A 12,568-nucleotide genomic window follows, 5' to 3' on the forward strand; every position below is an offset into this window, starting at 1 on the left:
ATCTCTCATGAAAGGGAAAAAATTTTTAAAAGTATTATTTACATTATCTTTCCTAATTCTGATTCTAGAAAGTACTGAAAATCAAGTATTTGCTATTGATGAGAACCCTGCTCAAGGAAAAGCTAGAATTATTGTCAAAAAAGATTTATCTCAAATAAATGTAAGAGATATAAAAATCGATACTCATTCAAAGTGGGAGGCAAAAGATTGTTTTATTGATGCTTTTGACCGAGATGGATATCCACTTGATTTTGAAGAGATTACGGTTTCCTCTGATGTAGATGTAAACAAAGCTGGAACCTATCAAGTACATTTTGAATATAAAAATAGAATCGCAATTGCAACAGTTAAAGTAGAAGATTCTCCTATGCAAAAACTTGAATCCAAAATATTGTCCGAAAAATCCAGATATCAATATGCTCCAATTGTTTTAAATGAAGATTTATTTAAAAAGCCAGAACCAGAATTTGAACCAGAAAAATTAGCCAGCGGGGGAGCTAGGCATCTTAACAGAATGGTTTTAGGTTACTATTTGTCGGGCACTTTACTATTTGGACAAAGGAGAATAGAAAAATGTTAGACAAGCTTATTAGTGAAAGAAGTCAGTCAAAACTAATTCTATTCCGATATTTAGAAAAACATCTAGGGGCCACTATTAAACTTGTTAAGCTTGAAAAGGATTTAGGATACACTAATTACTTGATTAAAAGTCTTATTGGAGAATTAAATGAGGATGCTCTTCACCTTCCGATGGATAATAGTTTTCATATAACAATTGACAAGGATCAAGTAGAGTTTCAGCAACAGTATTATGTAAGTTCGAACATATTAGAAGAAGAATATTTGAGTCAGTCTCAAGAATTCTTACTGCTGAAAAGTATTTTCTTCAATAAATTTGGTTCAAAAAAATCTTACTCTGAAAAAAACTATCTTAGTCGAACGAGTGTTCATCGGTTGTTTGATCGAGTCAATCAGCAGCTAAAGGAATTTGACCTTTCACTTGATAGCAAGGGAAATATCCAGGGAGATGAGATGCTGATTCGTCAGTTTTTCTCAGCATTGTTTTATAAGGTATGTAAGGACAACTTTTCCATTTATTCGTTTGCTTCTCAGACTGATTTGGTACATTTAGAAACGGAATTAAAAAAATCTATTCCTCACTATTCAAGTTCAAGTCGATTTAAACACTATGTTTTTGTGAGCCTTGTTCGCATTCAATGTAGTAGAAAATATTTACTAAGTAAAACGTATTACCCTATAAGTATTAATAATGACCAATTGGTAGAAATCTGTACTGATTGGTTGAATAAAGTGGGGGTAGCAATAGACGATGAAGAACAAGAAATCGTTGGATTAATCGGAAACATTCGAGAGATTGACTGTAAAACCTATGGAATAATGAGAGATTTCGAACAGTGTAAAAAGTATGGGGATGCTTTATATAAGGAACTTCAGTCGTCAATTAGTTCACCACTTAATAGTGAACTGATTGGCAACGAGAAGCTGTATAATACAATCTTTGATTATTTATATATCGATAAATTCAAAGATATTTTTGTAAGGGATATTGATCTGACTTATTTCCAAGAAAATTTTCCGGAATATTTTTATAGCTGCCTTACTTTTATAAAAAAAAATATAGCGGAAGAACAGTTTATTAGATATAACAAGGTCTCGTTTTTCTTTGATTTACTGTTGTCAATTGTGAACATTATGCCTTATAGCACAATTGGATCGGAGATAAATATTTTCGTGAATTTTATTCACGGCGATGAGTACAACGAATTCATCAAACAAAACATCGCCACTTTCTCTAATTTTAACTTTAAGTTTCATACTCATTTAAGACCAGATACGGATCTAATTCTTTCAGATCACATAGTGAGTCAAGAATCACTGGATAAAACGATCATTTGGTTATCGCCACCACGAGCAAAAGATTGGGAGATATTCGGCGATCATGTGATTACTATCTCGCATAGTAAATATGACGCTCAAAAGAAAAAATAACAGCATTAAAAAATCTATTTTATGTCGGGAGATCATGTATGAAGAAAAAATATTTTGTTAGATTAGCAACTACCGTTGTACTAAGCAGCCTTTTAGTAGATTCGGTTCCCAGTATCGCTATTGCGGAACAAGTAGAAGAATCTTCCAGTGTTTCTCAAGAGCTTCCAACAACTAGCTCTTCTTTTGAAAATCTTCAAACAAAAAATACACTAGAAGTTGATGAAAACGAAACGACACAAGAGAGCTCAACAGTCTCAAGTGAAGCAACGCAAGAATCACAAGAACCAGCTGAGACAACTTCTTCTAGTCAAGAACAAACGAAAGCGCCAATGGCAGCAACCAATATTGATTCGTGGATGCCGGACAAAGCGTTGCAGCAGGCTATTTCTGACAGATTAGGAATCATTGTCGCAGATTTGAAGCAAGAAGATCTTGTGAACTTGAAGACCTTGAATGCAGGGTATAAAGGTATTAACTCCCTTGAAGGGATTCAGTACGCAACAAACTTAATCGAATTAATTATTGGTGGTAATAATGTAGTTGATATTACACCTTTAACTGGGTTAACAAAATTAGAAGATTTGAATATTTCTTCGAATAAAGTCAAAGACATAAGTGTGATTTCAACGCTGCCGAAGTTAAAAATTATTTCCGCTGCGAGTAATCAAATTACTGTTCTACCTGATTTGTCAAACTGTTCTAATCTGGTTGGAATGGTATTATCAAGAAATTATATTTCTGATATCTCTCCGGTAATGACGTTAGGCCATGCCGCTAGTTTTAATTTCGACAATCAGTTATTAGGGAATTCTGGGACTTTTGTTGTAGGCTTTGATCAGTTACCTGTTTCTGTTCCTTTACCTGTTACAGGTTTAGATGGAAATAAGTTAGGCCCATCTGGCGGATATGACAAAGAAGCGATTGAATTTACAAATACTGATATGATTCTAAAAAAAGAGGGAACATTCGTAGTGGATTTCAATCCCTCTAATATCCCAGAACATCCTGGAGCATACCCCTTGTATAATATTTCAGGGAACATTGTTTTAACCTATGTTGTCAAACAAACTTATAACAATGTAAAGGTTCAATATTTAGATGAAAACAATAATCCAGTACATGAACCAAAGAATATTCCTGGTTTTGATGGAGATGCTTTTGATGCGACAACATCAGAATATAAATTAGATATTCCTGATTATTATATTGATGAAACAAGATTACCTACTAATGCAGTTGGAACCATTGATAAGGACACTCCGCAAACGATTACCTACTATTATAAGAAGAATCAATCGGCTATCAATGTTCATGATTCGACGATTTATGTGGGGGATTCATGGAATGCAAAAGATAATTTTGACGAATTATTGGATAAGGCCGGTGTGGCGACTAATTATGCTGATTTTATCGCCAAAGGCGGAGTTGTAACTGGTTCGGTAAACACCTCGAAGTCAGGAATTTATAAGGTAGATTATGAAGTAGATGGTTTGAAAGCGACGGCAACGATTACGGTGAAGGATCGTCAAACAGCAGTCAATGTTCATGATTCGACGATTTATGTAGGCGATGCTTGGACAGCTGAAGACAATTTTGATAGCGCCTTGGATAAAGATGGAAAATCTGTTGCTTTTGACAAGATAATCGTTGATGACAGCAAAATGAACAATAAAAAAGCCGGTATTTATACTGTTACTTATACAAATGATGGAGTAACAGCGACAGCGACAATTACGGTGAAGGATCGTCTGACAGCGGTCAACGTTCATGATTCTACAATTTATGTAGGCGATGCTTGGATAGCTGAAGACAATTTTGATAGTGCCTTAGATAAGAATGGAAAGTCCCTCACTTTTGATCAGCTCACCATTGATGATAGTAAAATGAATAACCAAAAGGCTGGCGTTTATCAAGTACTTTACACGTATGACGGTGTGACAGCAACAGCAACGATTACCGTTAAACCAAGATTGACAGCAGTCAATGTACACGATTCAACGATCTATGTCAATGATCCATGGCAAGCAAAAGACAATTTTGACAGTGCCTTGGATAAGGATGGGAACTCGGTTTCTTTTGATAAACTGACCGTTGATGCTAGCAAAATGAATAATACAACTCCTGGTGTGTATGAAGTAAATTATACGAATGATGGAGTGACGGCAACAGCAAAAATCACAGTAAAGGCAAAACAAACAGGTGTGAATGTGCATGATTCTACAATTTATGTAGGCGATGCTTGGACAGCTGAAGACAATTTTGATAGTGCGATGGATATTGATGGAAATCCTGTTGCTTTCGATAAAATCACTGTTGACGATAGTAAGATGAATAATAAAAAAGCCGGCACATATGAAGTTACCTATACGAACGATGGTATCAAAGCTATCGCAACAATTACCGTCAAAGAACGCAAAACAGCGATCAATGTTCATGACTCAACGATTTATGTAAATGACCCATGGGATGCTAAAGATAATTTTGACAGTGCGTTAGATAAGGCCGGTAATTCAGTTTCTTTCAAAGAAATCACCGTTGACGATAGTCAAATGAACAATAAAAAGGCTGGCGTCTATGAAGTTGTTTATACGAATGACGGTGTAACAGCCATTGCGAAAATCACAGTCAAAGATCGTAAGACAGCAATCAACGTTCACGACTCAACGATCTATGTCGGAGATACTTGGACAGCAAAAGATAACTTCGATACAGCTTTAGATAAAGCTGGAAACCCAGTGACTTTTGATAAGATTACTGTCGATGATAGCAAAATGGATAATCAAAAAGCTGGAATATACGAAGTGATCTACACAAATGATGGTGTATCTGCTATCGCAAAAATTACCGTCAAAGCCAAACAAACAGCAGTGACTGTTCATGATTCGACCATCTATGTCGAAGATGCTTGGACAGCTGAGGATAATTTTGATGGCGCGGTAGACATTGATGGAAACATTGTTGATTTTGATAAAATCACAGTGGATGACAGCAAAATGGACAACAAAAAAGCTGGTGTCTATGAAGTTACTTACACGAATGATGGTGTAACAGCGACGGCAAAAATTACAGTCAAAGATCGAATGACAGCAGTCAACGTCCATGATTCGACCATCTATGTTGGAGATACTTGGACAGCGGAAGATAACTTTGATAGTGCTCTAGATAAAAGTGGTAGCTTAGTAAGCTTCGATAAGATAACCGTCGATGACAGTAAAATGGACAACATGAAACCAGGTATTTACGAAGTAACCTATACGAATGATGGCTTAACCGCAGTTGCGAAAATTACAGTTAAGGAAAAACAGACTGGCGTCAATGTCCATGACTCGACCATCTATGTCGGAGATGCTTGGACAGCTGAGGATAATTTTGATAGTGCAGTAGACATTGATGGAAACATTGTTGATTTTGATAAAATCACAGTGGATGACAGTAAAATGGACAACAAAAAAGCTGGTGTCTACGAAGTTACCTACACGAATGAGGATGTAACAGCAACAGCAAAAATTACGGTCAAAGATCGAATGACAGCAGTCAATGTTCATGATTCGACCATCTATGTCGGAGATGCTTGGACAGCGGAAGATAACTTTGATAGTGCAGTAGATAAGGATGGAAATGAAGTAAGTTTTGATCAGCTAACAGTGGATGACAGTAAAATGGATAATACTAAAGTTGGCGTATATGAAGTGACGTATTCGTATGATGCCTCAGCAGAATCTGCTGCTGTAACCGTGAAGAATCGGTTAAGTGTCAATGATGAAGGAACCGTGAGTATTAGTTACTTAGATACTGACAATAAAGAAATCAGTAAATCTGAGCAATTGACTGGTAAAATTGGCGAAACGTATGAAACTAAGGCCAAAACCATCGAAAATTATGAGCTAATCGAAACACCGAAGAACGAAAAAGGAAAATTTGAAAAAGAAAATATTCAAGTAACCTACAAATATAAAAAGACAGCAAAAAATGTTCTTTTAGATAAAACAACTTCGGGAAATGGAACAAACTTCAGAAATTCTGGAACAACTTCCTATGGCTCTAGCCAGAGGAAGAAATCACTTCCAAAAACGAATGATTCGGTTAATCCATTCTTAAATTTAGCCGGGATGATGCTACTACTTGCCAGCCTTACATTGGGTTATCGAAAGAAAAAGAAGGATCAAAGTAATCATATTTAGCAAATAAAAAAGAGAATTGTAGCTGGTGCTGCTAGTACAAGTGCATTATTGCAGCATCAGTTTCTTTTGTACCAAATCATTTGAATAAGTAGATGAAAGTGAGGGAATCTATGAACTATAGTTTTTTTGATAAGATTAAGTTTATTTTTCAATATAACGATAGTTTTTTTCATAACCTATTTCTGACATTACTAATACTTGTTTTCATTTTCTGCGTAGTCAGTATTTTGAAAAATTTTCTACTTAAAAACAAAGTTTTACCAAACCGCAAAGCTGGAAAATCGGTCTTGGTTATACTTCCTTCGTTTTTATTTCCAGCCATCCTCTATACAGTTATTTCATTTGCGTTAATGGATGCTAGCTCGGTTGGAATCGTTGATCAACTAGTAGTAGGAAACGATTTTTATTCCTTACAAACTGTTAGTGATGCAATAAGTACAGGAGAAATAAATAGAGTTAGAATAAGTACCCACATCAGTAAGATATCTTTAACTAATCCAAAAGAAAATTGGCGAAAGAAGATTCATAGTGGGTCGAGCGTATCGGGACTATTTTTAGGAGAAACAGAGACAGGTGTGTATTACCGATCGGCAGATGAGTTAGAAGGGATAGACAAAAAGACGGGAGAAAAGATCTTAACCTCCGAGAGTTTAGTCAAGAAAAATCCCCAACTAAAAGGTGCTCTTTCTTCAGATGGGACAAAGTATCGTTTATTTCCAGAGAAAAATCAATTGACCTTTGAAACGAATATCGGTGATCAGTATCGGCTTGATTTAAAAAATCTAAAGGCACAAAAACTAGCAGATGATAGTATTAATTTTAATGATCAAAAGGGTTCAGCAGTTAATCAGGCAATGCTAGCAGCTAACATGACCCCGTCATTAGAGTATACAACGACTGTAGCTTCTGCGGACCAACGTTTCCCTTATTTGAGCTTTCTTTCAAGTAAAACCATCAAGGAAGCAAAAACAATCAAAGATTTTTCTACTACAGGCCCCGAATTGGACAGTATGGATTTTTTTGAGAAAACGCCAAAATATTTGTACGGATTTGGTTACTCGGATGAGACATCACAACTTTCTTTTACCAAAATAGGAAATCAAAAATGGATTGATCCGAAATTTATTTTAGTCGATGCATCCAATCAAGAAACAAATAGGTACTCGATTACCGAGCCCTTATCAAAGAAAGGTGGGCTTGACAAGACCAGTGAACAAATCATTTCGGTTCCGCAAGATGACTTCTTTGGTTCTATGGCCTATTCTTTTGCTGCAAACCTTTTATCGATGAAGGTTCCGACGAATCCCTTGTTATTAGATGACAAAAATTTGTTTATTCTTCATTCTGAAACAGTTGAACGAGACAGTAACCAATTGATCAGCATGTGGGATACAAAAAAAAATGAAGCGAGATGGACAATAAAGACTAATAGTTCGACATTGAATGATTATTCTTTTTCTGATAACTTGTTGATCTTTACGGTTAACAGTGAACACGGGTCTGATCAGATCATTATGATAGATATTAAAACTGGAAGTGGAACAGGTTACGACTTGAAATACAATGATGTTTTTGAAGTAACTAAAGTATAAATAGGTGAGCAAAGGAGAACCCTAAGGTATTGATAGTACGAATTGAACTGCTGAACAGATTAAAAGAATTTTATGGAGAAGCGGATATGCTCTGCTGCTATGCACAGTCACAAGGAGTTTCGGCAATTACACAAAATGTGGTTTTGTTAGTGAATCGTGAAAAAGTCGTGATTTTGTTCGTTAGCTTTTTTAGGAATCACTTCGTTCATAAAATTGAGTTTGCTAAAAATGAGCTTTCGGATCGTAAGATAAAATTCGGTAGGTTACTTGATGATATTTGGCAATTTACTGCTAGGGGGCAGAAATGGTCTTTTAGAATTCAGCGGAAAATTTTTACTTTAGGAAACAGACAGGGTGAATTTTTGGATTATTTAAAAGAAAATCAATTTGATTGTTAGTCAAATGAACAATCGTTTAAGGAGAGAAAAAAAATGAGTAGAGTGTTAGCAAGAATAGTAACAAAATATGGATTTGGAACGTTAATTTTTTGGGGAATAATAATCGTTGGGGGTATCATAGGAGCAATTGCTTTGTATTGGGTTTATTACAAATTGGTATTAGAAAAGAAATTTGATCAATTTGGCGAACAAAACCTAGCGCCGGAAAAAAAGCAAAAATACTTAGCGGCAACCGCTGTGTATTCAGTTGATCCCTATTCAACAATGTTTTGTTTGAAATCTTATGCACTGCGAAGCAAAAGTGCGGTTGAACAGCAGAAGCAGATTTTCCTGCAAGATTGGAATATTTATAATAATGACTCTGCCATCCATAAACTAGAACACTTGATAAAATCGGGACATCGAGAAGAATTAGATGCTGTTCTTAGTCTAGATCAACTGCATTCCAGAGAGGTTAGCGATCCTAGACTCTTGAAATTAGTTGAGAATGCTAAGAGAATCACTGTCCTGAATCAAAATGGAGACGAAGTCGAAATAGATGAAAATGCGATCTACAAGTGTCCTGGTATCCAAGCGTGGGATTATTTCCGTGGTGCTCATGTGGCTCGAGTATGTTACAACTTAGGTTTTTTATCAGAAGAAGAAACCTGGCACTATTTAGAATATTTTTCTAAACAATTGAAATCAGAGTTCCGAAATTGGGAAGAAGCCAGTTTCTCCTTTTTACTAGGGCGTTATCTTTGGTCTGGAGATGAAGATCAAGAAATCTTTATTGATCGAATCAAACGTCAATTCACGAATTACACTAAGAAAGAACGATCAAAAGGAAAAGTTACCTTGTGGCAAAAATTCTCCTTGAACTCAATGTAAATTAGTAGAGGCTTTAACCAAATCGTAAACATAATAGAAATTTCAAATACTGGTAATTAGAGGGAGAAATATGATTTTATTTTTAATTGGCTTGCTGCTCGGTGGCATCCTAAGTACAGTTTTAATGGCCTGCCTAGTAGCAGGAAAATACGATGATATGAGCTCTGGAAGATATTAGAGAGGTTCAGTGATTAATGGATACTCTATTACTGATAGCTTTTTCAATCTTTTTAGTGGGGGCTATTTATCTTTTTTCTTGGATGACAATAGATGGAAATTACCTAAATTTTATTGATAAGAAAAGCAAAATTTATGATGGCATATTAACAGATTTTGAAGGGGCTGCTAACACGTCGAGAGGCGGTCAAGTAATTCTTCTATATGTCAAAGTGTCTATAGATGATTCCATGAAAAGGTTAGTCCTCCGAGAATCCCATGATATCACCTACATTTCGAAATTATATATTGGAAAATCCGTACGGGTGAGATATTCGCCAAAATTTGGGATAGCTAGTACCGTACGCAACAGTCTGTAAAAGTGAGTGTCGATGAAAATGGTGGTGGGGATTCTTTGAATCAGCGTGGGAAAGACTCCAATAATTTAAAAGCCATTGCCTTCTTAGTAGAGCTCCTTAAATTTTTTCCCACATACAATAAAAATATACAGATATATGTGTGAAGCTGAGAAGCATGTATGGTCAAGTCCTTCATGATTGTGACTACAATGTATTTGTCCGTTCTATTGTAAAAATACGCTTCAGCTACCTTCGATAGATTTTGAAATTTTAAAGAGAATAAGGAGGCACATGTATGAGTGAATTTAGTTCATTTTATTTGCAAGTAAAGATTAAGAAAGAAGATTTGGACATAGCATTTTCAGAAAAAACCAATAATATCGAGGACTATCTAGACTGGAAAGAATGGTTTTTAATGAATCAAAGAATGATTGGAGATCCAATCAAATTACTCGAAAACTTTGGATATCGTTTTACAGATACTATTAATAATAGATTAGATAAGATGATTGCACATGTAACATATAATGAAGAGCAACAGTTGCTTATTTTAGATAATATTAATATAGGATCAAGCTTTGAAGTTTTTATGCAATATCTGATTGTCTTTCGAGGCCTTGCGAAATATGTTATTCCTAAAACAGTAGGAAATTTTATGGTAATTTATCCTTATTGGTGGGGTGACAGGGAAGAAGTGAATAATTTTGCAAATGCCTATTGTGAGTTTGTTGAAGAAGAAAGCTACTTAAAAAATGAGATCAATGCTCAGAATATTAATACAGCGACAGAATATTTTGATGCACATGCAGATGAATTCGCTAGAGAGCATTATGAAAAATACGGTTGTTTTTAAGATAGAGTATTAGTATTTTATTTTAAGCTGTATGCTGTTAATTAAATGAATTGATAAGAAATATTGGTTAAAAAATCAAATAGAAAGACTTTTAAGGACATTGATAGCGAAAATAAGATATTAAAATGAATCTTTCCCCACTGATTAAATGCATCCAATCTGCAATCAAAAAAACATTACGAAAGGATGCTACTAGTTGACTGATTTCCAAAATCTATGGCTCTGATCTCAGCCCATACTGAGTATTTTCATCTAAACCATGAAAGAGGCCTCTATCATGAGTAAAACTTTTAAGATTGGTATTCGAAACACTTCTTTGTGATCGTTCGATGATTCTCATAAACTGTTAACACTGGCTTAAAGTATAGGATTTTTGAAAAGCCGAAAAGTAAGCGTCGATTAAAAATGGGGGGCAATCTTTGGATTTGAGCGGGAAAATGTCAAAAAAGCCTTAAGGTTCTCAAAAAATTTTAGGTATTTTTAGATTGTCAGCTCGCTTTTTTCTGAAGGTTATTTATAAAGCGTGATAATATAATGTAACTGAAATTCAAAAAACGATTAAGTAGGATCAAAGTCTATTCTTTGCACCTGCTTAATCGTTTTTTTATCAACTTCTTTTACTAAACTGAATAATTAAGTTTAGTAGATGTAGAAAACAAATTGAGACAGAATCCGAGAGATAATACACCAGTTTCAAAAGGATCATCTATTAACTCTAACACTCAGTAATATACCTATTGGATTAGAAAAGTCAAATTATTTTTTCTTGTTTTTAGTAGAAACAAGAATTGTATAAAAAAACGGCAAATTATTTTCAATTTTCCGTTAACAATTTCATTATAAAGAACGTTATATGAAAAATCAATCTTTTTTTATATTGGGTTTCAAAACTGATTCCATTAATTTTCTTACGGTTTCTATACCCGTCAAAATAATCGTCAGAATAAAAAAATAAAGGGGCATTTCATAATGAGTCGTCGAGGAGAAAATATATACAAAAGAAAAGATGGTCGTTGGGAAGGTAGATACATAAAATCTCGGACCACTAGTGGTAAAATTAAGTATGGCTATATTTACGATAAGACCTATCGAGAAGTTAAGAAAAAGCTTTACGAAAAACAAGTTGCTTATCAACACACGAGAAAAATCACTTCAACTAAAATGATGTCTCTTCAGCAGTGGGGCCAACAATGTATAGCTAAATTAAAGAATGAACTATCGATAGCCACTCAGTCTTCGTATATTTACAAGTTAGAAAAATATATCTATCCTTTTTTAGGTTGGATTCCTTTAAATGAAATAACTAAGGAGATTGGCAAAGAGTTTGTTGATTATTTAATTGGATTAGGATTATCCGAGTCATCTATTCGTATCATTTTCAAATTATTTAATCGACTAATAAACTTAGCAGTGAAAGAAGAATTACTTGATAGAAATCCTTTAACAAAGGTCAATCTACCTAAAATTAAAAAGCAAAGAGTTCGTTCCTTATCAAGAAAAGAACAACTACTGCTAGAAGCAACGGCATTGGAGACAACTAATCCCTTGATTATTATTCCTTTGTTTCTTTCTTTACACGCGGGTTTAAGAATTGGGGAAGTAGCGGCATTGACTTGGGACAACATAGACTTTGAGAAGAAGGTGATTGAAGTAACCGGGACGCTACAACGAATACGAACAAACTCTTCCCATAATAAAACGGCCATCATTCACTCAAAAACAAAATCTGTCAATTCTACACGAATGATACCTATGACCACAGAAATAAATCGTCTATTGTCTAAATACTACAAACAAAAGGAATCAGACTATGTTCTTTCTAAGAATAACAAGCCTTATGAACCAAGAAATATTACGTATTCCTTTCACAAATTATTAAAATTATCTGGGCTAGAGTCGATACATTTTCATCAGTTGAGACATACTTTCGCAACAAGGTGTATTGAAACGAATGGGGACATATCTTCAGTTAGTGCACTACTCGGTCATGCCTCTACTCAAATGACCCTAGATATCTATGCAGATACAATGATGGAGCAGCGCTCGCAGGTTATTTTAAACATGGAGAAAGCATTAAGTTTGTGAAAAAACAATAGATATCAAATTAATATTTTTTAAGGAATGAAATTTTTTCATTCCTTTTTTTTGA

General features: G+C 34.8%; 8 protein-coding genes. All 8 read left to right on the forward strand.

Annotated elements, in window-relative coordinates:
* The first annotated feature begins 7 nt into the window (after positions 1 to 7).
* The 8 genes from IGI52_RS01925 to IGI52_RS01960 all read left to right on the forward strand — a co-directional run bounded on the left by IGI52_RS01925 (position 8) and on the right by IGI52_RS01960 (position 12,504).
* Entirely contained in the window at positions 8 to 580 is a 573-nt protein-coding gene (locus IGI52_RS01925; RefSeq protein ID WP_438780276.1) for a bacterial Ig-like domain-containing protein, read from the forward strand.
* Positions 574 to 2,010, forward strand: a complete 1,437-nt coding sequence (locus IGI52_RS01930) for a helix-turn-helix domain-containing protein (protein ID WP_438780277.1) — start codon at positions 574 to 576, stop codon at positions 2,008 to 2,010. The genes IGI52_RS01925 and IGI52_RS01930 overlap by 7 nt, the downstream gene beginning before the upstream one ends.
* Positions 2,011 to 2,048: 38 nt before the next feature.
* Positions 2,049 to 6,191, forward strand: coding sequence for a bacterial Ig-like domain-containing protein (locus IGI52_RS01935; protein ID WP_438780278.1), 4,143 nt, complete (start codon positions 2,049 to 2,051; stop codon positions 6,189 to 6,191).
* A 110-nt stretch (positions 6,192 to 6,301) separates the two neighbouring features.
* A complete protein-coding gene (locus IGI52_RS01940; protein ID WP_438780279.1) occupies positions 6,302 to 7,783 on the forward strand; it encodes a PA2928 family protein in 1,482 nt (493 codons plus the stop codon).
* A 29-nt stretch (positions 7,784 to 7,812) separates the two neighbouring features.
* Positions 7,813 to 8,181, forward strand: a complete 369-nt coding sequence (locus IGI52_RS01945) for a hypothetical protein (protein ID WP_438780280.1) — start codon at positions 7,813 to 7,815, stop codon at positions 8,179 to 8,181.
* Positions 8,182 to 8,214: 33 nt separating this feature from the next.
* Complete coding sequence (locus tag IGI52_RS01950; RefSeq protein ID WP_438780281.1) at positions 8,215 to 9,051, forward strand: DUF1266 domain-containing protein; 837 nt, start codon at positions 8,215 to 8,217, stop codon at positions 9,049 to 9,051.
* Positions 9,052 to 9,861: 810 nt separating this feature from the next.
* Entirely contained in the window at positions 9,862 to 10,419 is a 558-nt protein-coding gene (locus IGI52_RS01955) for a hypothetical protein (protein WP_438780282.1), read from the forward strand.
* 969 nt (positions 10,420 to 11,388) lie between these two features.
* The gene (locus IGI52_RS01960; protein WP_438780283.1) at positions 11,389 to 12,504 is read left to right on the forward strand and encodes a tyrosine-type recombinase/integrase; all 1,116 of its coding nucleotides are present in this window, start codon (positions 11,389 to 11,391) and stop codon (positions 12,502 to 12,504) included.
* Positions 12,505 to 12,568 lie beyond the last annotated feature (64 nt).

Source organism: Enterococcus sp. DIV0187, assembly GCF_051713785.1.
GTDB lineage: Bacteria > Bacillota > Bacilli > Lactobacillales > Enterococcaceae > Enterococcus_A > Enterococcus_A avium.